This is a genomic window from uncultured Maricaulis sp. (assembly GCF_905480005.1).
Classification (GTDB): domain Bacteria; phylum Pseudomonadota; class Alphaproteobacteria; order Caulobacterales; family Maricaulaceae; genus Maricaulis.
This window is the reverse complement of record NZ_CAJQOO010000187.1, coordinates 1-25,889: the sequence shown is the minus strand read 5'-3', so window position 1 is coordinate 25,889 and position 25,889 is coordinate 1. Positions and strand designations below refer to the sequence as shown.

Sequence of the window (25,889 nt, the reverse complement as noted above, 5' to 3'; positions counted from 1 at the left end):
TTCCGGTTGAAGCGGGTTAGCCTGACACCATGCGTACGCTCCACTTCTGGCCCCTCGACCCGTTTTCCCGACAGGTTCGCCTCGTGCTCGAGGAGAAATCCTTGCGTCATGACCTGCAGCTGGAAGTGCCCTGGGAGCGTCCGGACGATCTTCTGTCGCTCAATCCCGCCGGCACCACGCCGGTCCTGGTCGATGAAAGCGGTGGCGGTCGGCGTGTCATCGTCGAGAGCCGGGCCATCCTGGAATATCTCGAGGAAACCACGCCCAGCCCCTGTCTTTTGCCGGGCGGTCCGGCAGAACGCGCCGAGGCGCGCCGTCTCGTTGACTGGTTTGATCGCAAATATGATGGCGAGGTGAATGCCTATCTCCTGCATGAAAAGCTGGAGAAAAAGGCGCAGGGTCTCGGCGCCCCGGACCCGGCCGCCTTGCGCGCCGGCCGGGAGCATTTGCGCTGGCATCTCGACCATATGGCCTGGCTTCTGGAGGCGCGTGACGGTCTGGCCGGCCCGCGCTACACCCTCGCCGACATCGCGGCGGCGGCGCACCTGTCCTGCGCGGACTATCTCGGCGATGTGCCCTGGGACGAGTTCGAGCCCGTCAAGCAATGGTATTCCCGCGTCAAATGCCGCCCGGCCTTCCGGAGCCTGCTGGCGGACAAGCTGCCGGGCGTGCCGGCGGCGGCGCATTATGCGGATCTGGATTTTTAGGCACGGCGAATGGGCCCCGACTCCGTCAAATCCCTCGCCCTCGAACTCGGCTTCTCCGCGGTCCGCATCTGCCGGGCCGATGAGGCCTGGGAGGCGGGTGAGCGTCTCGCCGAGTTTGTCGCCGATGGTCATCACGGCTCGATGGGGTGGATGGCGGAGACGCTGGCGCGGCGTCAGCATCCCACGGCGATGTGGCCGGATGCGAAGTCGGCCGTGGTGGTCGGGCTGAATTACGGGCCGGAGCAGGATCCGCTGCCGCTTCTGGAACGACGCTCGGAAGGTGTGGTTAGCGTCTATGCGCAAAACGCCGATTATCACGACCTGCTCAAGAAACGCCTGAAACACCTCGCCCGCGCTTTCGCGGAGAAAACCGGTCAGCAGGTCAAGGTCTTCGTCGACACCGCCCCCCTGATGGAAAAGCCGCTGGCGGAAAAAGCGGGTATGGGCTGGCAGGGTAAACACACAAATCTGGTCTCACGGGATTTCGGCTCCTGGCTGTTTCTCGGCGTGATGCTGACCGCGGCCGAGCTGGAGCCGGATCCGCCAGAGCGCGATACGTGCGGGTCGTGCCGGGCCTGTCTCGACATCTGCCCGACCGACGCTTTTCCAGAGCCCTATCGGCTCGATGCGCGGCGGTGCATTTCCTATCTGACCATCGAGCACAAGGGCGTTATCCCGCTCGAATTCCGTGCCGCCATGGGCAATCGTATCTATGGCTGCGATGACTGCCTCGCGGTCTGCCCGTGGAACAAGTTTGCGCAGACCAGCGCCGAGATGGCCTTCCATCCCCGCCCGGAGCTCAAGGGGCCGCTCCTGGCAGAGCTGGCGGCGCTCGATGATGCCGCCTTCCGCCAGGTCTTCACCGCCTCGCCGGTCAAGCGGATCGGGCGCGACCGCTTTGTCCGCAATGTCATGATCGCGATCGGAAATTCCGGCGATGCGCAGCTGATCCCCCGGGTCGAGGACGGGCTGACGGACGAGGCGCCTGCGGTGCGGGCGATGGCCGTGTGGGCGCTTGCCCGGCTTGACAGGGGGCGGGCTGAAGCCGCCGCGGGTGCGGCGCTGGAAGTCGAGGCGGATGAGGGTGTCGGCGCCGAATGGCGCCGTGTCCTGGCCCTGTCCGAATAAGAAATCCGGTCGCCCATTGAGGGGATATTGTCTTTTGAGGCGCTAGCCTGACATCCTGAAGCACGACGATGACAGAATGTTCGGGGGGGCAAGAGTCATGACCGGTTTGAACAAGGGCGGCGCAGCATGACGTCGGCAGACTTTCAAAGCGACATGCCGCCTGAGGCGATTTCGGTTCTTATCTGCGAGCATAGCAGTGTGCAGCTGCGCATCCTGTCCGAAGCGGTAAGCCAGGCAGGTTATTCCGTCCAGACAGCCTCGTCGGCCGAAGAGGCGCTCAAAGTCCTGACATTGATGCCGGTCGACATTTTCCTCACCGGTATCGAGGTCGGATCGGTGTCGGGCCTGGAAGCCTGCTGGTCGCTCAAATCGAATGCCGAGACCGAGTCCGTCTACACGATCGTCGTCACCGCGTCCGGTGAGGACCGGCGGGTCGAGGAATCGCTCGATGCGGGCGCTGACGACTTCATCCGGAAGCCGGTCAACATGACCGAATTGCGGGCTCGCCTGCGGGCCGCCAGTCGCCTGGTTCGCATGCAGAAACAATTCCGCAGCCTTGCGGAGACCGACGCGCTGACCGGAACCGCCAATCGTCGCGCCTTCATGCAATATCTCGAGATGAAGGCCCAGAATGCGACCCGGGATGACACACCGCTTTCGGTTGTCATGGTCGATCTCGATCACTTCAAGACCATCAATGACACGCACGGTCACGCCGCGGGCGATGCCGTGCTGATCGATACGGTGATTGCGATCCAGGCCTGTCTGCGCAGCGGCGACATGCTGGGGCGGCTGGGCGGCGAGGAGTTCTGTGTCGTCCTCCCGGGCGCGGGCCTGCATTCGGCATCGCTGGCCGGAGAGCGGATCCGTGCGGCTGTTGAGGCCATGGCCATCAAGACCGACAGCGACAAAGGCATTGCGGTTTCGGCCACCCTGGGCGTCGCCAGCCTCGGGAATGGGGATCTCATTGCCGCGCCGGACCTGCTGCTGCAGGCCGCGGATTCAGCGCTGTATCGCGCCAAGGCTGCAGGCCGCAATCGTGTCGAGCTCGATGACGGCCAGTCGCCGTCTGATCAGGCCATCCGCGCCGTAGGCTGATTACTCGTCATCATTGGTTGCCGTTCGGCGCGCTTCCAGGATCGCGCCACGCAGAAGCAGGGACGGAATGTCGTCCGGCTCCTGTTCGCGGGCATTTTCCATGGCGGCCCAGGCGGCGTCCAGCTCGCCGCGCGCCAGATGGGCCTGACCCCGATAGCGCCAGCCGGCAGCCAGATAGGGCGCCTGTTCCACAAGCACGTCAGCATCCTCGGCCAGGCCGTCCCAGTCCTGCGTCTCGGCACGCAATTGCGCCCGTGCGAGCCGGGTGGCAATGGCGTCCGGCTGGAGGTCCAGAGCCGCGTCATAGGCCTCGTCCGCTGCGTCGATCATGCCTTGAGCGAAACGGGTGTCCCCGGCAAGGGTCAGCAGTTCGGCGCGCTCCGCATCGACCATGCCGACGGCGAGGCCATCTGACAGATTGGCCAGAATATCGGCACCGATTGCGGGCTCACCGAGCGCGATCAGGGCCCGGGCCTCGCACACTTCCGCCGGCCAGCCGCCGCCTTCAAGGCGCCAGGTCTGCGCCCGCTCGAGCGCGTCGCTGGGATTGAGCTGGACCTGGCCGAGGCAGGCATCAAAGCGCACCCGTTCGCGATAGGCCGCATCGGTCTGGGCGAGTGTGTTCGGGGCGAGGGCCAGCACAAGAAGGCAGGCGGGCAGGGCAAGGCGCATGGGGCAACTCCAGGACAGGACTGACACCGGACCGTACGCCCCCGCGTCGCCGATCCTGCTCTCAGCAATAATGCAGAACAGCCGCGCCAGGATAGTCCCCGTTCACACACCCGTGTGGCGACACCGAGGTTTGTTTTCCGGGCCGAGCTATGGAAAAAGAGAGCAACAGCTTTCCGAGACGTGCTCGGCGCTGATGAGGACTCCCTCCCTTTCATGATCATTCTCCAGGTCATCCCCGAACTTGAAGCCGGCGGTGCCGAGCGCACGACACTGGAAGTCGCCGAGGCGGTGGTCGAGGCGGGCGGCCGGGCATTGATTGCCAGTGAGGGCGGACGCCTGGAGTCCGAATTGGCCGCGATCGGCGGCGAGTTGATCCGGCTTCCGGTGGCGAGCAAGAATCCGCTGACCTTGTGGTCCAACATGCGCGCCCTGGTCGCGCTCATCCGGCGCGAGGGGGTGCAGATCGTGCATGCGCGCTCACGGGCGCCGGCCTGGAGTGCCAAATGGGCCTGTGATCGCACCGAGGCGCATTTCGTCACGACCTATCATGGCACCTATAACGCCCGCTCCAGCCTCAAACGGCGGTATAACGCCGTCATGGCGGCCGGAGAGCGGGTGATCGCCAATTCCAGTTTCATCGCCGACCATGTGCGCCGCGAACATGCCGTGCCGGAAGACCGTCTGGTGGTGATCCCGCGCGGTGTCGACCTGGCGCGCTTCGATCCCGCTGCTGTGACAGCCGAGCGGGTCGAGGCGCTGGCCCGGGACTGGCGTGTGGATGGGGTCGATGGGCCGCGCCTTCTGCTGCCGGGTCGTCTGACCGGCTGGAAGGGGCAACGCGAGGCGGTCCGGGCCCTGGCTGGCTTGCCCGCCCTGGACCCGGCACCGCACCTCTTGCTCGCCGGTGATGCCCAGGGGCGTGAAGCCTATGTGGCTGAGCTCGATGAATTGGCGCGCCAACTTGGCGTTGCAGACCGGGTTCATCGTGTTGGTCATTGTAGCGACATGCCGGCCGCCTTCGCCCTCAGCGATCTTGTCCTGACCCCGTCTGTCGAGCCGGAGGCCTTCGGGCGGACCGCAGCCGAGGCCGGGGCAATGGGGCGTCTCGTTATCGCGGCCGATCATGGCGGCGCCCGCGAGGTTGTGCGCGATGGTGAAACCGGCTGGCGTGTGCCTCCGGGCGATGCCCGGGCGCTGTCTGCCGCGGTTTCGGCGGCGCTTTCACTCAGCCCGGAAGCGCGCGCGGACATGGCCGGGGCGGCGCGCAACTACATCACAACGCATTTTTCTGCCCGCTCCCTGCAAGCTTCGACTTTGCGGGTCTATCATGAGGTTCTAAACTCCTCCCCATGACCGAGCCGCAGCGCGACATAACCTATATTCTTCATTGGGGTGATCTGACCTCGACCGTCCGCATGCTGGCGGCCGCCAAGATCATTCGCGACACGTATCGGCGCGACCGGATCGTGTTGCTCACCACGCCGGATTTCGAGAGCCTGCTGAGGCATTGCCCCTGGTTCAATGCCATCGAGACCGACGCCTGTCCGGATACCCGTCCGATGGCCGGGTTGCGCGACAAGCGGATCAAACTGTCCAAGCCCGTCAGGATTTTCGATCTGGCCGGGACCGCAGACAGCCGCAAGATCAAGGGGCTCTTCCGTTTCTCGAAATGCAAATGGCATGAGGTCGCGGCGCGCGAAGGCGATCCGCAGCATCCGGTGGATGCCGTATCCGGCGCGCTCAATGCCGCGCTCGGGCTCACACCGGACTATTACCCGCTTGGCGGGGCCCCGGCCCCGGATGCAAGCTGGGTCGATTTCCTGGCCAAACAGTCGCGCATGCTCGACCCGGAATATTTTGGCCTCAATGGTCCCTTCGCCCTGCTCGCCCCGGCCGGCGAGAGTGTGAAGCCGGCCTTGCGCTGGCCGATGGAAAAATGGGCCGCCCTTGCGCATGAATTGCTGCAGGCCGGCATTACGCCAGCCCTGATCGGCGGACCGGATACGCGCGATGTCGGTCGACATGTGTCGCAGGTTGCGCCGGGCGCCCGCGACATCACGGGCAAGGCCAAGCTGCCTCAGCTGGCGGGTCTGGCCCGGCGGACCTGTTTCGTTTTCTCCGAAGACACCCCGCTCCTGCATTTGCTGGCCGCATCGGGGGCGCCCGCTCTGGCGCTTTATGGCGATGTCGGGGATCCCGCACTGATCGCGCCGCGCGGCTCTGCGCCGGTCATTTTGATGCATGCGACGACATTGGCCCAGGTCACGCCGGAGGAGGCGATCGCCGCCATGCGCTTCGCCGGCGGCTTTGCCGACGCTCCGGCTGCGGCGTGAACCGCTCAGCAAGCTTGCCAATTGTGTTCATTTCACCATAGTGCCCGCCTCCCGGCGGACCTGAGGCGCATTTTGCCTGTTTAGGGCTTGATCCTGCGCCCTCCCGGGAGGATTAGTTAGGTTCAGCTTTGGGGCCACAAGGGAGAAGATGCCATAGCCCGTAGACCGCACGCTGCGCAACCGCCCAAGAAAGAGGGCCCGCGCATAAACCGGGATATCCGCGTACCGCGGGTGCTCCTGATCGACGAAACTGGAGAAAAACAAGGCATTATGCCGACTGAAGCGGCGCTTGAAGCGGCCGAGGAAGCCGGACTCGACCTCGTTGAAGTGTCGCCCAATGCCGATCCGCCTGTTTGCAAGATCGTCGATTATGGCAAGCTGAAATACCAGGATCAGAAGAAAAAGGCCGAGGCCAAGAAGAAGCAGAAGACCGTCGAGATCAAAGAGATCAAGATGCGTCCGAATATCGATATTCACGACTATCAGGTGAAAACGAAGGCGATGACGCGCTTTTTCGAAGCTGGCGACAAGGTCAAGGTGACCCTGCGTTTCCGGGGCCGTGAAATGGCTCACCAGGATCGCGGCATGGACATCATGAACCGGGTCAAGGCAGATTTCGGTGAAATCGCCAAGGTCGAGTTCGAGCCCAAGCTCGAAGGCCGCCTCATGGTCATGGTGATGGCACCGCGCTAGGCGGACCTCCCCGACCAGACACGAAAACGGCGCCTCGACGGGCGCCGTTTTTGTTTCCAGGCCGTTTTGATTTCAGGCCGTGCTTGTTTTCAACCGGCCGGCTTGGCGGGCGCCTCATCGACATGTTCCAACCCGTCGGTCTTCGCCAGTTGCGGGAAGAGCCGGAACCAGGCCGCCGCGGTAACCAGGGCCATGCCACCGCCCAGCAATACGGCGCCGACTGGCCCGAGAAAGCGGGCGGCGACTCCGGATTCGAACTCACCCAGCTCATTCGACGCCGAGATGAAGATGAACTCCACAGCCGAGACCCGCCCGCGCATGCCCATTGGCGTCGCCAGCTGGATGATGGACTGGCGGATAAAGACCGAGATCATGTCGGCAGCGCCGGTCACCGCCAGAGCAATCATGGACAGGATCAGGACTTCTGACAGGGCGAAGCCGATCATGGCGACGCCATAGACTGCGATGGCCGCCAGCATCCAGGCACCAATGCGTCGTGTCAGCGGTCGGGTCGCCAGCAAAAGCGCGATGATGGCGGCACCGATGGCCGGTGCGGTGCGCAGCAGGCCAAGCCCGACCGTGTCGGTATGCAGGACATCCCGGGCAAAAACCGGCAACAGGGCCGTGACCCCGCCGAACAGGACCACGACAAGGTCGAGCGAGATCGCGCCCAGCACGACCTTGTTGTCGCGCACATAGCGCAGGCCTTCGATGACCATTGAGAGGCCGCGCTGGCCTTCCAGTTTTTCGTGACGCGGTGTTCGGGCGGTCGCGATGAAGACGGTCGCGACGGCCAGCATGCCAGCGCTGACCAGATAGACGGTGGTCGGCCCCAGAATGTATAGCAGGCCGCCGATCGCCGGCCCGCCAATGGCCGCGCCCTGGAAGCCGAGCGAATTCCAGGCAATGGCCTGGCGCATGTCATCGCGCGGAACGATCCGCGCCATCAGCGCGCTCGAGGCGGCGGGCGAGAAGGCATGGGTCACGCCGAGGAAAGTCGCGGCGCCATAGACGATGACCAGGGTGACCGGTCCGGTGAAGAACGGGCTGACTGCGAGGGCGAAGGCGCACGCGACCCGGATCAGATTGGTGACAATCAGGATGAGTTTCCGATCAAGCCGGTCCGCGGCCTGCCCGCCAAGCAGTGACAGGAAGAAGACCGGCGCGAACATGGCCAGGCCGACAAAGCCGAGCAGCAGTGCCGATTCCTCGACTGACCGGGTCTGGCGCGCGACGTCATAGACTTGCCAGCCAATCGCCACCGCCTGCATCTGGCGCGCAGCCGACAGCAATTGCCGCATGATCCAGTAGTGGCGGTAGGCCTGATTGGAGAAAATCGACAGGGAGGGCGTCAGCACGAGGCGAAATCCGGACTTCGCCGCCCGACGCGGCGCGAGACTCGATTAACGCGCTTTCCTCCGAAAATTCAACAGTCTGGCAATTTCGGTTCGGCAGGTGCACGATTTCCGCCCCGAGTGTGCCGGAAAGGCGACTCACCCGTTCAGATGATGTTCAGCGCCGGGGATTTCTGATGATATCGTACTCGAAGCGTGATCAAATGATGCGGCAGACGGATGATGATGCCGCTGCTCACAAGAATGGAGACAGTATGAACCGGCCCCCGTACTCGGCCCTGCTTTCCGCCATCGCCCTGACCGTACTGGTTGGTGGTGGCTCGGCACTGGCCGCCCGTGAGGATGCCGGGGACGATCTCTATCTGTCGGCCGGCTTCACGCCGGACCCGCGCACCGTGGACCTGGTCCTGGACGCGCGTATCGATGCATCGACCGTGAGCGCGCCGGACTGCCATGGCTTTGTCGCCAGCGAGCAGCCGGATGTCGCGCTCTATTACAATGCCGGACCCTTTCCGCTGATCCTGTCGGCCAGTGCCGAGCAGGACATGACGCTGATCGTCAATGCGCCCGACGGTGAATGGTATTGCGATGATGACAGCGGCAGCGGTCTCAATCCGTCCATCCGCTTCGGTGAGCCCGCCTCGGGCAATTACGACATTTGGGTCGGACGCCATATCGGGCCCGGCCCGGCGACGGCCCGCCTTTCGATTTCCGAACTTTACAGCGAGTGACACTTCAATCCTGGGGGAGAGACAGATGAAGTTGCAATTGATGACAGGGGCCGCGCTTGCGGCCATCGTGGCGATCGCACCGGCTCAGGCCGTGCAGGACCCGTCTGCTGCGCCCGCCTATGGCTCCGGAGCCCTGAGCTCCGGGTTCACACCCGACCCGGTGTCGATCGGCCTGCGTGCCGGCGGGGCCATGCCGGCCAGTGACGCCTCGGAATGGTGCCCGGGTTATGTCAGCTACCAGCCCTCCTATAATCTCGATTATGATGCGGGCGGGTATGATCTCTATCTCTCGGCCGCGGCGGATGTGGACACTGTTCTGCTGGTCAACGCACCCGATGGCAGCTGGCATTGTGATGATGACGGCTCGGGCTTCGGTCTGAACGCTGGCATGATGTTCGTGGATCCGCAAAGCGGCGTCTATAATATCTGGGTCGGAACCTATGGGTCCGGCGGTGGATATTCGCCCGCCATGCTGCACATCTCCGAGCTCGGCTTCGATGACAGCAACCCCTACTCGCAGGCGCCGAGCGCCAATATGGCCCCGCAATACGGCACGCTGAGCCTGAGCGAAGGCTTCGCTGACGATCCGCGCACCATAGCGGTTGAGGCCGGTGGCGAGCTCGAGCTCGGCAATTACGGCGTTTGCTGGGGCAATGTGGACCGGGCACCCGACCTCTGGGTCGATTATGCCGGCAGCGAGACGTTCGACCTCTATATCTCCATGGAAGCCGAGAGTGACACCACGCTCGCGATCCAGGGACCTGATGGCGACTGGCATTGCGATGATGACAGCGCAGAAAACCTGAATCCGGGCGTGCAGATTCGCGATCCGCTGCCGGGCCGCTATGCGGTCTGGACCGCGCGCTACTCCTCGGGCGCCTATGTGCCGGCGACAGTCTATGTGTCCGAGCTGGGTTTCCTGGGCAATATTGACGAGCCGGCCGTGCTCGACTTTTCCCTGCCCTCCCAATCGGGTTCCGCGGCCTTGCAGGCCGGATTCATACCGGACCCGTATAATGTCCCGGTGATGGCTGGCGGCGGCGTCGACGTCTATGAGGCCGTCGGCGACGATGTCGAGACCGGCTATTGCCGCGGCTGGGTCGACAGCGCACCGGATTTCGATCTGGACTACCAGGCCGGGGATTTCGATCTCTACCTCTCCGCCTCCTATGACGGCGATGCCACCCTGGTGGTGAATGCCCCGGATGGCAGCTGGCACTGCGATGATGACAGCGCCGGTGAACTGAATCCGGGCCTGCGTTTCGACAACCCGCAATCGGGTCGCTACGACGTCTGGGTCGGCACATATGGCGAGTATGATGGCGGCCCGGCGACGCTGCATGTCTCCGAACTTGCCTTTGGCGGTGGATTCGAACCGGCCTATCCGCTCGATTTCACCCTGCCGGCCAATTACGGTGGCGTTGACCTGACCGGTGGCTTTGTTCCGGATCCCTATCTGGTTGAGCTGATGGCGGGTGGTGATCTGGAGGCTGAAGTCGCGGCGGATTCGTCCTGCCGGGGTTTTGTCACCGAGGCTCCCGATTTCGAACTGACATTCGAGCCGGGCGCTCTGGACCTCTATATCTCTGCGGTATCCGATCGCGACACGACCATCGTGATCAATGGTCCGGATGGCAGCTGGTACTGCAATGATGATGGTGCCGGCAATTTCAATCCGGGCGTTCATTTTGCCGAACCGCGGGCCGGGGTGTATGATATCTGGGTCGGAACCTATTCCGAAGGCGGACCGGCGGATGCCGTTCTGGCCATCTCCGAACTCGGTTTCTACGAAGAATAAGCCGCGCAGCGCGCGGGGATCAGGAAGGGCGGCCCGCTTGGGTCGCCCTTTCTCGTTCCGGCTTCATTGCCGGATGTTCGGGTTCCGCAAGAAAAGCGCCGTCGAGCGCAGTTCGGTCCTAGGCAAGCCGTGAATGTTATACTATATCATTCCGACATCGAGCCCGGACACACCATGTCGAACAATCGCCCCATCGCTGATCACCGTAGCAAGCTGGACGCCACAGGCGTTGGCCTGTCCGCGCTGTGCATTGCGCATTGCCTCTTCCTGCCGGCGGCCGCTGCGGCGACGCCGATGCTGGTGCCCGAGGCGGGTGAATTATTCGGTCTGAGCCATGACTGGCACCTCATCCTGCTGGCCATTGCCGCACCGGTCTCGCTGATCGGTCTGGGCTGGAGTGTCCGGACCACGGGCGCGGGCTGGCCGATCCTGCTGACCGGGCTGCTGGGCCTTGGCCTGATGGCGACGGGCGCCTCGCACCTGTTTGATCGCAATATCGAAACGCTGCTGACCTTGGCGGGTGTCACCATTCTGGCCGGAGCGCATTTCGCCAATTGGCGCAGCCGGGCCCGCGCCGGTCATGTCCATGCGCGCGATTGCGGCCTATGTGACGACCACGATCACTGACACGACGACTCGCAAGACCGCTTGCAATCAGGCGTATTGCGCGTATAAACCCCCGCTTCCAACACCAGCCAACCGGGCCTTATTCGACATGCCCGCTGGCTGAACCATCCACCGGACGCTTCCGGGCGTCCTGCAAAGGAGATGAAAATGTCGAAGATGAAGACGAAGAGCGGCGCAAAAAAGCGCTTCAAGCTCACTGCCACGGGTAAGATCAAGGCGGGCCAGACCGGCAAGCGCCATGGCATGATCAAGCGGACTCCCAAGCAGATCCGCAACAAGCGCGGCCAGGTGACCCTGTCACCCCAGGACGCCAAGATCGTGAAAAAATACCTCCCGAACGGCCTTTAGGCCGCTGGCACCGAGTAGGAGCACTTAGACATGTCTCGAGTTACGTCCGGACCGGCGACCGCTAAACGCCACAAGTCAGTCATCAAGAAAGCCAAGGGCTATTACGGCCGCCGCAAGAATACTTTCCGCGTTGCCGTCCAGGCCGTGGAAAAGGCCGGCCAGTACGCCTATCGCGACCGCCGCGCCAAGAAGCGCAGCTTCCGCGCGCTTTGGATCCAGCGCATCAATGCCGGCGCACGCCAGTATGAGATGACCTATTCGGTCTTCATGAACGGTCTGAACAAGGCTGGCATCGAAGTCGACCGCAAGGTCCTCGCCGACATCGCCATGCACGAGCCGGATGCCTTCAAGGCCCTGGTCGATCAGGCACGCGCCGCTCTGGGCTAAACGCCTGGAACATCGAATTTCGAAGAGGCCCGCCAGCGCGAAGTTGGCGGGCCTTTTTTAGACTGAGAGGAATGCGATGACGGTCCAGATTGACCTTGACCAAGATCAGGCCTTGGTGCTGTTCGAGCTGCTGCAAGCCCTGTCGCCGTAACCCGCGGAAGCGGATGCGATCATTGTTGATCATGTCGTCTGTTCGCTTGAAGCGCAGCTGTCAGAGCCATTTCAAGCAGACTACCAGGCCAGATTGAAGTCGGCCCGACGAAGGCTACTAGACGGATCAGCCTAGTAGGTCCTTCCCCTTGATGGGGAAGGTGGGCCGGCGCGCAGCGTCGGGTCGGATCGGGTGAAACGCGTCAGCGTTCTAATCCTGACGGACCGTCACCCACTCCGTCTCGCCGCTGCGCGGCGATCCACCTCGCCCATCAAGGGCGAGGACCTATTTGCCCCCCAGCCGTCACTCCCGGTCGACACACAAAACCCCAGCCGCTAAATCCTTCCCGACCGTATGGGACGACACGACATGACTGACATTTCCAATCTCGACACGCTTGAAGCCGAGGTCCGCAGCCAGATCGATGGCGCGACCGATGAGGCCGGGCTGGACGCGGTGCGCGTTGCGGCGCTGGGCAAGAAGGGCTCGGTGTCGCTGATGATGCGCGAGCTGGGCAAGATGAGCCCGGAAGAACGTCAGGTGATGGGCCCGGCGCTCAATGGTCTCAAGACCCGGCTCAATGAGGCCATCGAGGCGCGCAAGTCTGATCTGGAAGCTGCGGCCCTCAATGCGGCCCTGGCCAGCGAGACGGTCGATGTCACCCTGCCTGTGCGTCCCGGCCCGACCGGATCCCTGCATCCGATCACCCAGGTGATGGAAGAGCTGGCCGTGATCTTCGCCGATATGGGCTTTGCGGTTGCTGAAGGTCCGGACGTCGAGGACGACTTCCACAATTTCACGGCCCTGAATTTCCCCGAAGGTCACCCGGCCCGCGACACCCAGGACACCTTCTTCATGAAGCCGGACGCGGACGGCATGCGCAAGGTCCTGCGCACGCACACCTCGCCGGTGCAGATCCGCACCATGCTGGAAGGCAAGACGCCGATCCGCATCATCGCGCCGGGTCGTGTCTATCGCTGCGACTGGGACCAGACCCACACGCCCATGTTCCACCAGGTCGAGGGCCTGGTGATCGACAAGGAAACCCATATGGGTCACCTCAAGGGCACGCTGATGGACTTCATCGCCGCCTTCTTCGAGACCGACCAGGTGGAAGCACAATTCCGCCCGCACCACTTCCCCTTCACCGAACCGTCGGCCGAGATGGATGTGCGCTATGAGCGCGTCGGTGACGCGGTGAAGGTCGGCTCCGGCGACAAGTGGATGGAAATTCTCGGCTGCGGCATGGTCCACCCGAATGTCATCCGCAATTGCGGCCTCGACCCGGACGAATACCAGGGCTTCGCCTTTGGCATGGGCGTCGATCGTCTCGCCATGCTCAAATACGGCGCGCCCGACCTGCGCGACTTCTTCAATTCCGACGTCCGCTGGATGGCGCATTACGGCTTCAGCCCGCTGCTGCAGGCAAACCTGGCGACGGGGTTGAGCTGATCGGATCATGTGGCGCTGGCTCACAAATAACCACCAGACCCTGACCGGGATCGGCGCGATGCTTGTGGGCGTCGCGGCACTGTTTGTGGCCTGGGACCAGGGCCGGGTGATGCGGGCGCAGCAGCATGGGGCCGTGGTGCCGGCTGTCCAGGTCGACGCTTTCACGCAGACCGGGGGCGATCGAGTCGTCATGGGGCTGCGTGTCGCCAATAACGGCGTCGGGCCAGCCTTCGTCGAAAGCGTCTTGGTGACACGCGACGGCGTGGCGGCGGACAGTCTGGACGGCATGTTTGCCTCGATGCCAACGGGTGTCGAGGACCGGTCCTGGAACAATATGACGGGCCGGGCGCTCGCACCGGGCGAGATGGTGGTGCCCCTTGAAGTGAGCTGGCCCACATCCGACGTCGCGCCAAGCGCCCTGACCGCGCTCTTCGTTGAATGGGAGCGCTGGGATGCCGTTGTCTGCTATTGCTCGGTTTTCGATCGGTGCTGGATGGCCTCGGTGCAGCGCGCCGACCGGCGACGGGTCGAGCAATGTCCGCGTCCCGAGGCAGATATTTTCGAGCTCTACGGAGCGGAACCTTTCCTGGCTGGTTCGGACCAGCAAGCTGAATAACGCGCCGTCTTGTAACGGCAGGAGCCGACGATGAAATTCCCGCTTTCCTGGCTGAAATACCACCTCGAGACTGAAGCCACGCTGGACGAGATCGCCGAGGCGATGACCATGGCCGGTCTGGAGATCGAGCATATCGACAACCCGCTTGAGCGGTTTGCGAAATTCTCGGTCTGCCATGTCACCGAAGCGGTCCCGCATCCCGATGCCGACAAGCTGCGGGTTTGCACGGTGGAGACGGTCGACGGCACCAAGCAGATTGTCTGCGGCGCGCCCAATGCGCGGACCGGGATGTATGCGATCTACGCGCCGCTGGGGGCTTACATCCCCGGACTCGATTTCTCGCTCGACAAGAAGCCGCGCAAGATCCGCGGTGTCGAGAGCCAAGGCATGATGTGTTCGGCCAAGGAGCTGGAACTCGGCGAGGATCATGACGGCATCATCGATCTGCCCGAGCCCTTCGATGTCGGCACGCCGGCGGTGGTCGCGCTGGGACAGGCCGATCCCGTTCTCGATTTCGAAGTCACGCCCAACCGTCCCGACTGGCTGAGTGTGCGCGGCATTGCCCGTGATCTCGCCGCGACCGGTATCGGCACGCTGAAGACCCATGAGATCGAGGACATTCCCGGCAGCTACCCCTGTCCGGTCGAGATCAAGCTGGATGCTGCCGATATCTGCCCGGTCTATGCCGGCCGCGTCATTCGCGGCGTCAGGAATGGTGAGAGCCCGGACTGGCTGAAAAAGGCTTTGAAGGCGATCGGCCAGCGTCCCATCAACTTCCTCGCCGACATCACCAACATGATCTCCTATGATCGCTGCCGCCCGCTGCACGTCTATGATCTGGCCAAGCTGGACGGCCCGATCCGCGCCCGCCGTGGCAAGGGCGAGGCCGACCGGTTCGAAGCGCTCGACAACAAGGACTATGTGCCCGGCGAGGATATGTGCGTGATTGCCGATGACACCCATTGCCTCGGCTTTGGCGGCATTATCGGTGGCGCGTATTCCGGCGTCTCCTCCGAGACCACGGATGTCTTCATCGAAAGCGCCTGGTTCGACCCGCTGATAACCCGCGCGACGGCCAGGGCGACCGGGATCGACAGCGATGCCAAATACCGGTTCGAACGCGGCGTCGACCCGGCCTCTCCGAAGGCCGGGATCGAACAGGCCACCGAGCTGGTCCTGAAATATTGCGGCGGCGAAGCCTCCGAGACGCTGGTCGTGGGTGAAACACCCGCGGCGCCGGCTGATATCGAATTCCCGATCTCCGAGGTCAAACGCCTCACCGGGCTCGACCTGCCGCGTGCCGAGATCATTCGCATCCTGGAAACTCTGGGCTTTGCGCCAAAGGGCGAGGGCGATGTCCTGATGGTCGGCGTGCCGAGCTGGCGCATGGATTGCTCGCAAAAGGCTGACCTCGTTGAGGAGGTCGCGCGCATTCACGGGTTTGACAAGCTGGACGCTGTCTCCCTGCCGCGCCCGCCGGTTCGCCGGGAAGCGCCGGCGACCGTGATGCAGCTGCGGGCCCGTCATGCCCGCCGCGCCCTCGCGGGCCGCGGCTATTCCGAAGCCGTGACCTGGTCCTTCTGCCAGTCCGGCCAGGCCAAGCTGTTTGGCGGTCATGGCGACGGGCTGGAGCTGGAGAATCCGATTTCCTCCGAGCTTGATGTCATGCGCCCGACTGCGCTTGTCCACCTTCTGACCGCCCTGCAGAGCAATGCCGACAAGGGTCAGGACGATCCGCGCCTGTTCGAGGTCGGACCGATCTATCTCGATGATACGCCGAAGGGGCAGCGCCTGGTCGCGACCGGTGTGCGGCGCGTCGAGGCGGGGCGTCACTGGGCCGGGACGCGCCAACCCGACATCTTTGATGCCAAGGCCGATGCCATGGCCGCCCTGGCCGCTGCCGGTGGGCCCGTTGACAGTCTGCAGGTCGCCGCCGACGCGCGGGACTGGTGGCATCCGGGCCGGTCCGGCGTCATGCGTCTGGGCCCGAAGAATGTGATGGCCGAATTTGGCGAGATTCATCCGGCCGTGCTCAAGGCGCTGGATATTGATGGCCGGGTTCTGGCGTTCGAGGTCGTCCTCGACACTATTCCCAAGCCCAAGAAGGCCTCCGGCCTCAAGGCGCGGGCCCAGCTTGACCGGGCCGATCTGACGCCTGTGCGGCGTGATTACGCGTTCCTGGTCGACAAGGCCGTGACCGCTGACACGCTGGTCCGGGCGGCGCGCGGGGCCGACAAGCAGATGATCTCCGATGTCTGCGTGTTTGACGTCTATGACGGCAAGGGCGTGCCCGAGGGTCAGGTCTCGCTGGCCATCGAGGTGACGCTGCAGCCGCGCGACAAGACGCTGACCGAGAAGGAAATCGAGGTGATCGGCCAGTCCATCATCGACAAGGTCGAAAAAGCGACCGGCGCCAGCTTGCGCGGTTGATCATGCCCGCGGCTGCGCATCGCTGGCTGGTCCCGAACGAGGCAGACCGGGCCGATTATGTGATCGCGGCCGTGATGGCCGACCCGCTGGCACGGACCGTGCTCGATCGTGCGCACAGGCTTGGCCTCCCCGACTGGGCGCTGATGGCCGGGGCCGTCTACAAGGCTGTCTGGAACACGATGACCGGGCGCCCGGCCGGGCATGGCATCAATGATTATGATCTCGCCTATTTTGACGCCAGTGATCTGAGTGCCGGGGCCGAGGCTGCTGTCGTCGGCCCGGCCGAGGCGGCGTTTGCGGACCTGCCGGTTCCGGTGGAGGTCTGCAATCAGGCCCGTGTCCATCTCTGGTTCAACGCCCAATACGGCACTGACCGGACGCCACTTCGCGATACCACTGACGCCCTGCGCCATTTCGCGTCGCTCACCCATGCCATTGCCATCCGGCTGGATCGCGATGGCCGACCGGAATTGCTGGCCCCCTTCGGCCTGGACCCGGTTTTCGCGCAAACGATTCGCCCTGCTGCCGGTCTGGCCGGTCCGGACGCCTGGAATCGGAAGATTGCAGAACAGGCTTCGCTCTGGCCGGAGCTGGAATTCCTGCCAGCTCCCGTGTGACGCGAACTCTGCCTCTGACAGTTCAACCATCAGGGGATTGTCAGGCCCAAATCATCTCCCTCGAAGCGGTTTTTTGCTCAATCGCGCGTGAGGCGTATGGCGGAGCGCCGGTGCAACCGCTAGGGTAGTTAAGCAGACCTTAACGCCAGTACCGGGCCGCGGCCTGGGGGAGTATGATCCGGACATGGAGCGTGTGACCGCCTTGCTGGCTCAGGCCGCCGCGACGATTCTGGTCCTGATCGGACTTGTCGTCGTGCTCGGTTTCACACATGCCCGCGCCTATGATGCCGGTTATTGTTCGGGCCAGTATTGTCCGGAGGCCGATGGCGGATGGTGGCCCTTCGGCGACCAGCGCCGGACTGCGGCCACGCCGCCGTCTCGAACGGCCCCGCCGGGTCAGGTCTCCAACACCGCCCAGACCGGTCCGACCGGATCGACCAATTATCCCGACCACCCGCCCAATGTGCGCGCGGGGACAGGAAGCGGGCCGGACACTGGTCTCAGCATTTCTACCGGTGTGGCGGGTCCCGGTTCCTCGACCCAGGGGCGCCCGATCACGCGACCAACCGTCTTCGCCCGTGATCCGGGCGAGCGGATCTGTTCGCCCGAGAGCTATGACATTGATGATGCCGCGATTGCCCGCTGCTGGTTGCGCATTGGCGACGCCTATCAGGCCGTCGGTCGCATCGACGAGGCCCGGGCCGCCTGGGATGAAGCCCTCCTGATCGGCTCCTCGGTCGGCGGAGCCCAGGCGTCTCTTGTGGCCCATCAACGCCTGCAGGCCGCGGTGCTGGAACGGTCCTGCCCGACGACCCCGCAAAGCCTGTCCCGTATCGCCTATGGCTTTGATCAGACAGAGGATGACGGCGATATCATCGAGCTGGCCCTGCGCCAGCGCGCGCTGGCCGCTCTGGGCTATTACAATGGCGAGATCGACGGCAGCTATGGTCCGATGACCCGCCGCTCGGTGCGCGATTTCCAGAGCGATCTCGGCTTCGACCTGACCGGTGTCCTGACACCGGCCGAGACCGTGACCCTGGCCTGCCATGCGGCGCTCACCGCTCGTGATGCCCATGCCCAGAACCTGCTCGGTATCATGTTCGCGACCGGTCTGGGTCTCGAGCAGAATATCGATACCTCGCTGGAATGGCTGGAAACCGCTGCCGAGCGCGGCCATCCCGGCGCCAATTTCAATCTCGCCGTGATGTACGGCACCGGGACCGTTCAGGGCAGCTATCGCCTGTGCGGCATTGTCGAGAGCCCGGAGCGGGCCGACAGCTATCTGCGCCGGGCTGCCGATCTGGGTCATGACCGGGCCCGACGGCTGCGCAGTGTCGTCGGGGTCTCCGGTGAGCCAAGCGCCCGCTGGAGCCGGATATCCGAGGCGCTGATGACGGAGGCGGAGGAAAACGGCGACCGCTTCTATCTCGCCTGGCAGAGACGGGTCGACGAGATGCGCCGTTCCAACGGCACTGAATTGGACCAGCCCGGTTGTTACCAGGCCGCCATGGACGGAGGTCAGCCGGCGGTCGAATAGGCGGCAGGGCTGGATGGAGAAAGATGACGATGATGACCACCACGAAGACAGTGATGATGATGCTTGTCTCCGCCACCGCGCTGGCCGCCTGCGGCGAACACACATCCGGTCAGCGCCCTGCGCCGCCGCCCGTGATCCATCGCGCCCCGCCTCCGCCGCCGCCGGATACGGTCAGCCCGGCCATCGCCATGTGCCTGGTCGATACCCTGGCCGAGCAACGCCTTGCGATGCTGGAGGAAGTGCACGGGTATCGCCAGGCCATCAATGCCGAAGCGACGACCGGGGCCAATGTCGCCGACACCCGCACGCAGGAAATCATCGCCGCTTTCGAGACCGATCTGGACGCGTCCTACCGTTTCGCCACCGCGTCCTGCCGGACCTATAATCGCTGCCTGGAAGAGAATGATTTCCAGGAGGGCGCCTGCCAGGATACGGCCGCGCTCTGGCATGATGGCCAGGACCGCTTCCACGATCTCTCGGAGAGCCTTGCTGCGGTGCGCGAACGCATCGCCTCCGGCTGCACTGATTGTCGGCCCACGAGTCATCGCAGCGAGGCCCGGCGTCATGCGCCGCATCCGCGTCAGTCCGACGAAACGATCGGCTCGGTCTTCTCCACTGACGGACATTGACCGCCGGCATGGTGATGGGCATCGACAGGGACGTGCGCGTGGTCACGGTTTGCCCCGCGCTCGGCCAGGGCCTGCCGCAGGATCTGGATCGCCGATGAGGTGAACAGGCCGGCCATCAGCACCGCGACGGCAAGGTCCGGCCATGGCGTCGCCGTCCAGGCGACAAGACCGGCCGAGGCCAGGACAGCAACATTGCCGATGGCGTCATTGCGCGAGCACAGCCAGACCGACCGGACATTGGCATCGCCGTCACGCCAACGCATCAGGATCAGCACGCTCGCCCCATTCGCAATGAGGGCCAGGACCGCGATCGACCCCATCAGACCGGCCTCGGGCTGAACGGTGAAAAGCGTCCGCCAGATTGCCAGAGCCAGAATGGACATGCCTATCGCCATCAGACTGCCGGCCTTGATGAGGGCCGCATTGGCGCGCCAGGTGGCCGGCTTCCCGATCACATAGAGCGACAAGCCGTAAGTCGCTGCGTCGGCGGCAAAATCGAGGGCATCGGCCTTGAGTGCCTGGGACCGAGCGGCGGCGCCGGCCAGCATCTCGACCGCGAACATCACCGCATTGATGGCAATAACGACCCACAGGGCGCGCCTGAAGGCCGGCGAACTGCCGTCGAATTCCTGATCGTCGCAACATCCGGCTGACATGCTCTGTCCTCGCCCTTTCCCATCCGATAACCTCTACCCTAATCCCTCTAGCGACTGGAGGTTCAAGGGGTGATGTCAGATTTGTCTATCGGGGCCCTGTCGCGGCAAACCGGGGTCAAGGTCCCGACCATTCGCTATTACGAGTCCATCGGCATGCTGGACGAACCGGCACGCTCACCCGGAGGCCAGCGGCGTTACGGGGCGGCGCATCTGCAGCAATTGCGTTTCATCCGGCATGGTCGCGATCTGGGTTTTGGCCTGGATGACCTGCGCGCCCTGCAGGGCCTGTCTCGCCAGCCGGACCGTTCCTGTGACGCTGCCGACCGGATCGCCCGCCAGCAATTGGCCGATGTCGAGCGACGCCTTGCGGGATTGCGGGCGGTCCGCAAGGAGTTGAAGCGCATGGTGGCGCAATGCTCCCACGGCGTCGTGGATGAGTGCCATGTGATCCAGACCCTGTCAGATCACGGCCTGTGCGACGGTGATCATGCCCGGCCGTAACGGCGCTAGCCGCGCCCCATCCGGTTCTTCCAATAGCCGACATCCTCGGCATATTTGCCGACGATCTCGCCGAGGACATTCTCGAGCAGCAGGCTGTCGAAGCCGATCCATTCATCCTGGTTGATCTCGTCAATGCTCATCATCGAGCGGCGCAGGAAGACGGCATAGATGACCAGCAGGCTGACGAAGAGCAGGACAAAGACGAGACCGAGATCGGTCAGGCGGGCGCCGGCATCGAATCCGGTCAGCTCGACCAGGGCGATGTTCAACCCTGCCATGACGGCAAGAAAGAGCACGGGCACGAAGACCAGATAATAGCCGGAATTGCGCAGCATCTGGAACATGATGTTCCGCACGAAGCTCTCGAGAAAGAAGATCCGCATGGCGATCCACAGGACATTGGTGTGCCATTGGCGCGCGGCCTGGGAAACCTTGTTGGCGTCTGTTTCCTGCCCGACCGTCACGGACTTGGCCTGACCGGCGGCCGTGCGGAAATGGTCGTTCAGCCGGGCCAGATAGCGCGTGATGAAATTGGACAATTCGCGGAAATTATTGCGCTGATAGGGCACGTATTCGACGAAATAGATGATCCACATCAAGAAGGCGCCGCCCAGGGTCGACAGGGCGCCGAAGAGCGCCTGATTGATGTCGCTGGGCGCCATTTGCAGCGGGCCGAGCGCGAGCGCGCCGGTCAGGCCCAGCATGCCATGCAGGTCGATCAGTGAGCCGTCATTGTAGAGCAGGTTTATGACCAGCACGAAGGCGATGATGGTCGAGAAGACGACGGTCAGCTTGCGCACATTGGAGTTGATGGTGCTGCGCATCGTGTTGAGCAGGTAGAGTGCACCGTGATCGATCGGGAAATAGCTGGCGATCAGCGCGCCTTCCTCGTCTTCATAGAGATTTTGCGGATTGGAGGAGATTTTCACGCGGCCATTGAGAAATTCATGGCCCTGCTTGAAATACTGCTCTGCCACATCCGGCGTCAGCTCGCCTGGAATGCGGATATAACCCACCTTCACGGCCAACCAGTGAAACAGCAGGCCGCTCCGGTTCATATGGGATTTTTCATGCTCGAACCCGTCGCCCATGACGGTCTCGGTTTCGGTGTTGTCACGAGCCGCCCGCGACAGGGCCGCCCAGGCGCTGGGCCCCATATGGGCCGGCCGGATCGTGCCGGGACCGGCGCGCGGTGGCGCCTTCAGGCCGAACAGCTTGCCGGTTGCCCGGGAAACCGGGCTGAGAAGCCGGCCCAGGATCTGAAGCGGAATTTGGCGGGCAAGGGCGAGGAGAAAGAGAACCCCAATGCTGGCCAACAGGATGATGCCGCTCATGAACTCCCCTCCACTCGGCGGCGCAAGGCCACCACAATCACAGTGGGAAGTATGGCATTCTCACTCGCGTCGGTAAAAGGGGGATGCGCGGACCATGACGTCCCGCTTCAGCCGGATCAGACACCCAGGAATGCGGCGTGGTAATGCGCGACCGCGACCCGGCCATCGGCGGGTGCGCCATTCAGCGCCTTGACCTGAAAGGCAGAGGCGAAGTGTCCGTCCGGATCTCCGGCCCAGGACCAGTTCCAGGTCGCCGCAGGCACAAAACCGAAGCGGGCATAATAGTCGGGCTCTCCCAGCAAGACGCACCAGGGCACGCCCAATGTGGTGAGATAATCCAGGCCGGCCTCGATCATGGCGACACCGATGCCGCGGGATTGATGCGCCGGGGTGACGGCGACCGGTCCCAGTCCGACGCCGAACACATCCTCGCCATCCGCGGTACGGGCGGTCACCGGAGAGAACATGACTGTGCCGACAATCCGACCGTGGTCTTCGGCGACCAGCTCGAGCGTGTCGGCATCGGCGGCGCGCAGGGCGGTGACAAGGCGCGCTTCGCCGGGTCCCGGGAAGGCGGCCTTCAGCAGGCCATCAATGCCGGCTTCGTCGCCGGCCTCGAAAGCCCTTATCTGCATCAGAAGGGCAGCCAGGCGCGACGACGCGAATAGGCCAGATACCCGATATTGGCACCCGCCCGCAGCCCGACACCCGAGCGGATCGGGGCGAGGGTGACATCGTCTGCGCGCTGGTAGTTCACACCAAGGCCGGCCACAAAATAGGCCGTACCCTCGACGCCCGGGAAGCGTTGATAGAGGCGATCCACATCGTCGAGATTATAGACCAGCACGAAGACGCGGCTGGCATTTCCGCCGGCATCAAAGCCGATCGAGGGGCCGCGCCAATAGACTTTCTGGCGCTCGTTGAGGCCGCGCAGGGTGAGATAGCCTTCGCCATAGCGCAGGCCGATACCGGCCGCCCCGGCGACTTCCTCGCCGGCAATATAGCCGACCGGACGACCCAGATCGGAGAAGACGCGTTCGAGCGCACTGGCCGCCGCTTCAGCCGTTACGCCGAAAAAGTCGGAGACCGCGTCCACGATTTCGTCCTGGGAATAGGATTCAACGGGGTCGGAATACTCGCTGGGCTGGCCGTAATCGGTGGTCTGCTGATCCTGGGCAAACAATTGTGCGGGCATGCCGAAGGTCAGGGCAGCGAGGACAGTCACAAGGGCACGCATGGAAAGCTCCATTGGCAAAACAGGTCCCGCCTGAGTGACAGGCGAATAGGGCGACAGAGCGGCGAAAGGGTTATGGCTTCGTTAACGCGGCCCGATGACCGTGCCATGATGAGCGCGTTCGAGTTATTCGCTGAGCAGGGTTCGGGCATGGGCAGGACACACGACACCATCATTATCGGAGCCGGCCTGTCCGGACTGCGAGCGGCGCACTTGCTCGCGCCGGACCATGATGTCCGTGTACTGGAAGCGCGTGACCGCGTCGGCGGGAGGGCCCTGGCGCACACTTTTGCCAATGGCGATACGGTTGATGTGGGCGGGCAATGGGTCGGGCCCGGTCAGACCCGGCTCTATGAGCTGATCGATGCGATGGGGCAGTCTGTCTATCCGCTGCACGACGAGGGCGACGGGCTGCTTCTCAATCGCGGGCGATTGTCCCGCTATCGCGGTACGATCCCGAAACTGGCACCGCATGTTCTGGTCAATCTTCACATGATGACCCGCCGTTTCGACGCCCTCGCGGCGCAGATCGACCCGGCCTCGCCCTGGACCCATCCGCGCGCCGCGCAATGGGACAGCATGACCGTGGCTGAATGGATGCGGCGCCAGGCCTGGACGCGCGACGCCTTTGAGGTCTTCGCGGTCGGCATCGGCGCCGTTTTCGCCGCAGAACCGCATGAAGTCTCCCTCTTGCACGGGCTCTTTTACGCGCGCGCCGGCACGTCGCTGGACAATCTTGTTTCGACCACGGGCGGGGCGCAGCAGGACCGGGTGCATGGCAATATGGCCGGGCTGGCGGATCGTATCGCCGCCGAGCTGGGCGACCGGGTGTCCTTGTCCACGCCGGTCTCGCGGATCCGCTGGAATGATGATGGGGTCGAGGTCGATACGCCCGACGGCCCGGTTGCCGGGCGACGCGCGATCCTCGCCCTGCCACCGAACCAGGCCATGCGGATCGACTGGGACCCGGTCCTGCCTGCCGCCAAGGCCGGGCTCTGGCTGCGCATGCCGCCGGGAGCCTGCATCAAATGCGTTGCCCAGTACGAGAGCCCGTTCTGGCGCGAGCAGGGGTTGTCGGGCCAGGCTGTCGCGCCGCAACTGGATGTGCGGGTGACCTTCGACAATACCGAAGCGGGCAAATCCGCGGGCCTCATCTTGGGCTTTATCGAGGGCGATCAGGCGCGCGTCTGGGCGCGGCGCGATCCCGCCGAGCGCCGCGCTGCCGTGCTTGAGGCTTTCGCTGCCTGTTATGGAGACCAGGCCCGATACCCGATCGATTATGTCGATCAGGACTGGACCTCCGAGGTCTGGTCGCGCGGGTGCTATGCGGCGCTGATGGGGCCGGGTGTGTGGACCGGGCATGGCGCCTATCTGCGCACCCCGATCGGGCCCGTTCATATGGCGGGCACCGAAACGGCGAGTGCCTATTACGGCTATTTTGAAGGCGCGCTGGAAGCGGCCGAGCGGGCCGCGCGCGAAGTCAGAGCCGCGCTGGGGGCGGGCTGATGTGCGACACGATCGCCCTGCGCCGGTCCGGCGCGGTCTGGTTTGCCAAGAATTCTGATCGCGAGCCCGGTGAAAGTCAGCGCGTGGAGCGTCATCCCGCAGTGTTGGGCGATACCCGTGAAAAACTCGCCTGCACCCATATCGAGATAGATCAGGTGCCGGACCGTCAGGCGGTCATCCTTTCGCGTCCGGACTGGATGTGGGGCGCCGAAATGGGTGTGAACGGGGCCGGGGTGGTGATCGGCAATGAGGCGGTCTTCTCGCGCCGGGTGATGACGCGCGGTGCGGCCTTGCTGGGCATGGACCTGGTACGGCTGGGTCTGGAGCGGGGCGGCTCGGCGCACGAGGCAGCGGCGATCATCATCCATTTGCTGGAGACCCATGGCCAGGGCGGCCCCGCCGGCTGGCGCGACAAGGGGTTTCGCTATGACAACAGCTTTCTGATCGCTGACGCGGCCGAAATCCTGGTGCTGGAAACCTGCGGCCGCGAATGGCGTCTGGAGCGCGTGACATCCCATGCTGCGATCTCGAACGCCTATGCCCTGGCTGGGCCGGTGACCATGGCATCGGAAGGTGCGCCGATCGAGGGTTTCATGACCACGGATGAGACCTGGCTGAAGCCGAAATTCGGTCGCGCGCGAGAGCGGCGGGCCTGTGCCCTGGCCGCGATCGAGGCGCTTGATGCGCCAAGCCTTGCGGCCCTGGCCCGCATCATGCGCCGGCACGATCATGGCGATGGTTTCGAGGGCGGGTCCAATCGCGATCTCTGCCTTCATCATGGCGGGGGGATGTTGGGCAAATTCCTTCGTCCCAGCCACACGACCAACTCGCTGCTGGTGCGCCTGATGCCGGGTGTCGCCCCGGCGATCACGATGACCGGTACCAAGACGCCGTGCGTCTCGCTCTACCGGCCGATTGCATTCGAGGGGTCGTCCAGCCTGCTCAGCGCGGAGGTGTGGCCGTCAGGCGCGGCACATCATGACCGGATGGCCGCAGATCCGGATGCGCGTGCGCAGGTCCGCGCCCGCATCGCCGCTGCGGAAACGCATATCTTCTCGGCCGTGGAAGCCGGGCGTCATGATGTGGCCGAGGCGCTGATTGAAGCCTGGGATGATCACGGCCTCGCCGAAACAAATGGCAAAACCAGCGTCGAGATCAACGCACCGTCGGCCTGACCCTCATCCCGGCCTCGTCGGCCGTCACCTGGATTTTGGCGTCGTTGGACCCCAACTCCCCAGCCCGGCCGCGCAACAAGGCCGTGGCGCCAGAGAGGGCGTCGGATGCGCCAGGGCGACCAGCCAGAGCATGGCTCAGCCAGGTTTCGCGCTGCAAATCGCTCCCCAGACCCA

Annotated in this window: 27 protein-coding genes; 20 read left to right on the top strand and 7 right to left on the bottom strand. The window is 64.0% G+C overall.

What is annotated here, in order from left to right; translation table 11 throughout:
- Positions 1–29: 29 nt before the first annotated feature.
- The 3 genes from QZ266_RS15060 to QZ266_RS15050 all read left to right on the top strand — a co-directional run bounded on the left by QZ266_RS15060 (position 30) and on the right by QZ266_RS15050 (position 2,933).
- Complete coding sequence (locus tag QZ266_RS15060) at positions 30–707, top strand: glutathione S-transferase family protein (RefSeq protein WP_295696602.1); 678 nt, start codon at positions 30–32, stop codon at positions 705–707.
- Between the two features lie 9 nt (positions 708–716).
- Positions 717–1,835: a tRNA epoxyqueuosine(34) reductase QueG gene (queG, locus tag QZ266_RS15055; protein WP_295696600.1), complete on the top strand. Its 1,119-nt coding sequence runs from the start codon at positions 717–719 to the stop codon at positions 1,833–1,835.
- Positions 1,836–1,961: 126 nt separating this feature from the next.
- On the top strand, positions 1,962–2,933 hold the full coding sequence (locus QZ266_RS15050; RefSeq protein ID WP_295696598.1) for a diguanylate cyclase: 972 nt from the start codon (positions 1,962–1,964) through the stop codon (positions 2,931–2,933).
- Here the strand turns inward: QZ266_RS15050 and QZ266_RS15045 are convergent, their stop codons facing one another.
- On the bottom strand, positions 2,934–3,605 hold the full coding sequence (locus QZ266_RS15045) for a hypothetical protein (protein ID WP_295696596.1): 672 nt from the start codon (positions 3,603–3,605) through the stop codon (positions 2,934–2,936).
- Between the two features lie 213 nt (positions 3,606–3,818).
- Between QZ266_RS15045 and QZ266_RS15040 the strand changes: the two genes are divergently transcribed.
- The 3 genes from QZ266_RS15040 to infC all read left to right on the top strand — a co-directional run bounded on the left by QZ266_RS15040 (position 3,819) and on the right by infC (position 6,631).
- Positions 3,819–4,958, top strand: a complete 1,140-nt coding sequence (locus tag QZ266_RS15040) for a glycosyltransferase family 4 protein (protein WP_295696594.1) — start codon at positions 3,819–3,821, stop codon at positions 4,956–4,958.
- Entirely contained in the window at positions 4,955–5,938 is a 984-nt protein-coding gene (locus QZ266_RS15035; protein WP_295696592.1) for a glycosyltransferase family 9 protein, read from the top strand. The genes QZ266_RS15040 and QZ266_RS15035 overlap by 4 nt, the downstream gene beginning before the upstream one ends.
- Before the next feature lie 153 nt (positions 5,939–6,091).
- Positions 6,092–6,631, top strand: a complete 540-nt coding sequence (gene infC / locus QZ266_RS15030; RefSeq protein ID WP_295696623.1) for a translation initiation factor IF-3 — start codon at positions 6,092–6,094, stop codon at positions 6,629–6,631.
- Positions 6,632–6,720: 89 nt separating this feature from the next.
- Here infC and QZ266_RS15025 read toward each other — a convergent pair whose 3' ends face one another.
- Entirely contained in the window at positions 6,721–7,989 is a 1,269-nt protein-coding gene (locus tag QZ266_RS15025) for an MFS transporter (RefSeq protein ID WP_295696590.1), read from the bottom strand.
- 251 nt (positions 7,990–8,240) lie between these two features.
- Between QZ266_RS15025 and QZ266_RS15020 the strand changes: the two genes are divergently transcribed.
- The 11 genes from QZ266_RS15020 (at position 8,241) to QZ266_RS14970 (ending at position 19,309) form a co-directional block, all read left to right on the top strand.
- The gene (locus QZ266_RS15020) at positions 8,241–8,717 is read left to right on the top strand and encodes a peptidase S1 (RefSeq protein ID WP_295696588.1); all 477 of its coding nucleotides are present in this window, start codon (positions 8,241–8,243) and stop codon (positions 8,715–8,717) included.
- A 25-nt stretch (positions 8,718–8,742) separates the two neighbouring features.
- On the top strand, positions 8,743–10,515 hold the full coding sequence (locus QZ266_RS15015) for a hypothetical protein (RefSeq protein WP_295696586.1): 1,773 nt from the start codon (positions 8,743–8,745) through the stop codon (positions 10,513–10,515).
- Between the two features lie 174 nt (positions 10,516–10,689).
- Positions 10,690–11,142 carry a MerC domain-containing protein gene (locus tag QZ266_RS15010; protein WP_295696585.1) on the top strand — a complete coding sequence of 151 codons (453 nt, stop codon included), beginning with the start codon at positions 10,690–10,692 and terminating at the stop codon, positions 11,140–11,142.
- A gap of 147 nt (positions 11,143–11,289) precedes the next feature.
- Positions 11,290–11,490 carry a 50S ribosomal protein L35 gene (gene rpmI / locus QZ266_RS15005; protein WP_295696582.1) on the top strand — a complete coding sequence of 67 codons (201 nt, stop codon included), beginning with the start codon at positions 11,290–11,292 and terminating at the stop codon, positions 11,488–11,490.
- A gap of 30 nt (positions 11,491–11,520) precedes the next feature.
- On the top strand, positions 11,521–11,877 hold the full coding sequence (gene rplT, locus QZ266_RS15000; protein WP_295696580.1) for a 50S ribosomal protein L20: 357 nt from the start codon (positions 11,521–11,523) through the stop codon (positions 11,875–11,877).
- Between the two features lie 520 nt (positions 11,878–12,397).
- Positions 12,398–13,480 carry a phenylalanine--tRNA ligase subunit alpha gene (pheS, locus tag QZ266_RS14995; RefSeq protein ID WP_295696578.1) on the top strand — a complete coding sequence of 361 codons (1,083 nt, stop codon included), beginning with the start codon at positions 12,398–12,400 and terminating at the stop codon, positions 13,478–13,480.
- Between the two features lie 7 nt (positions 13,481–13,487).
- Positions 13,488–14,096 carry a hypothetical protein gene (locus QZ266_RS14990; protein ID WP_295696576.1) on the top strand — a complete coding sequence of 203 codons (609 nt, stop codon included), beginning with the start codon at positions 13,488–13,490 and terminating at the stop codon, positions 14,094–14,096.
- A gap of 30 nt (positions 14,097–14,126) precedes the next feature.
- Complete coding sequence (gene pheT / locus QZ266_RS14985; protein WP_295696575.1) at positions 14,127–16,526, top strand: phenylalanine--tRNA ligase subunit beta; 2,400 nt, start codon at positions 14,127–14,129, stop codon at positions 16,524–16,526.
- Between the two features lie 2 nt (positions 16,527–16,528).
- Entirely contained in the window at positions 16,529–17,143 is a 615-nt protein-coding gene (locus QZ266_RS14980) for a nucleotidyltransferase family protein (RefSeq protein ID WP_295696573.1), read from the top strand.
- A gap of 184 nt (positions 17,144–17,327) precedes the next feature.
- Positions 17,328–18,680, top strand: a complete 1,353-nt coding sequence (locus QZ266_RS14975; RefSeq protein WP_295696571.1) for a peptidoglycan-binding protein — start codon at positions 17,328–17,330, stop codon at positions 18,678–18,680.
- 23 nt (positions 18,681–18,703) lie between these two features.
- Positions 18,704–19,309 (top strand): hypothetical protein, encoded by a 606-nt coding sequence (locus QZ266_RS14970; protein ID WP_295696569.1) that lies wholly within the window; start codon positions 18,704–18,706, stop codon positions 19,307–19,309.
- Here QZ266_RS14970 and QZ266_RS14965 read toward each other — a convergent pair.
- Entirely contained in the window at positions 19,261–19,965 is a 705-nt protein-coding gene (locus tag QZ266_RS14965; protein WP_295696567.1) for a cation transporter, read from the bottom strand. The genes QZ266_RS14970 and QZ266_RS14965 overlap by 49 nt on opposite strands.
- Before the next feature lie 72 nt (positions 19,966–20,037).
- Between QZ266_RS14965 and QZ266_RS14960 the strand changes: the two genes are divergently transcribed.
- Complete coding sequence (locus QZ266_RS14960; protein ID WP_295696565.1) at positions 20,038–20,466, top strand: helix-turn-helix domain-containing protein; 429 nt, start codon at positions 20,038–20,040, stop codon at positions 20,464–20,466.
- A gap of 5 nt (positions 20,467–20,471) precedes the next feature.
- Here the strand turns inward: QZ266_RS14960 and QZ266_RS14955 are convergent, their stop codons facing one another.
- From QZ266_RS14955 to QZ266_RS14945, 3 genes are all read right to left on the bottom strand, one after another.
- Positions 20,472–21,800 (bottom strand): hypothetical protein, encoded by a 1,329-nt coding sequence (locus QZ266_RS14955; RefSeq protein ID WP_295696563.1) that lies wholly within the window; start codon positions 21,798–21,800, stop codon positions 20,472–20,474.
- A gap of 116 nt (positions 21,801–21,916) precedes the next feature.
- Positions 21,917–22,435 (bottom strand): GNAT family N-acetyltransferase, encoded by a 519-nt coding sequence (locus QZ266_RS14950; RefSeq protein ID WP_295696561.1) that lies wholly within the window; start codon positions 22,433–22,435, stop codon positions 21,917–21,919.
- Entirely contained in the window at positions 22,435–23,037 is a 603-nt protein-coding gene (locus QZ266_RS14945; RefSeq protein WP_295696559.1) for a DUF1134 domain-containing protein, read from the bottom strand. The genes QZ266_RS14950 and QZ266_RS14945 overlap by 1 nt, the downstream gene beginning before the upstream one ends.
- Before the next feature lie 147 nt (positions 23,038–23,184).
- On the opposite strand from QZ266_RS14945, the gene QZ266_RS14940 reads away from it, so the two are divergent.
- Positions 23,185–24,540 carry an FAD-dependent oxidoreductase gene (locus QZ266_RS14940; RefSeq protein WP_295696557.1) on the top strand — a complete coding sequence of 452 codons (1,356 nt, stop codon included), beginning with the start codon at positions 23,185–23,187 and terminating at the stop codon, positions 24,538–24,540.
- A complete protein-coding gene (locus tag QZ266_RS14935; protein ID WP_295696555.1) occupies positions 24,540–25,715 on the top strand; it encodes a hypothetical protein in 1,176 nt (391 codons plus the stop codon). Before QZ266_RS14940 ends, QZ266_RS14935 begins: the two co-directional genes overlap by 1 nt.
- On the opposite strand, the gene QZ266_RS14930 is transcribed toward QZ266_RS14935, so the two are convergent.
- On the bottom strand, positions 25,696–25,889 hold a 194-nt coding region (locus QZ266_RS14930; protein WP_295696553.1), incomplete at its 5' end, for a hypothetical protein. The two genes, QZ266_RS14935 and QZ266_RS14930, sit on opposite strands and share 20 nt — an antisense overlap.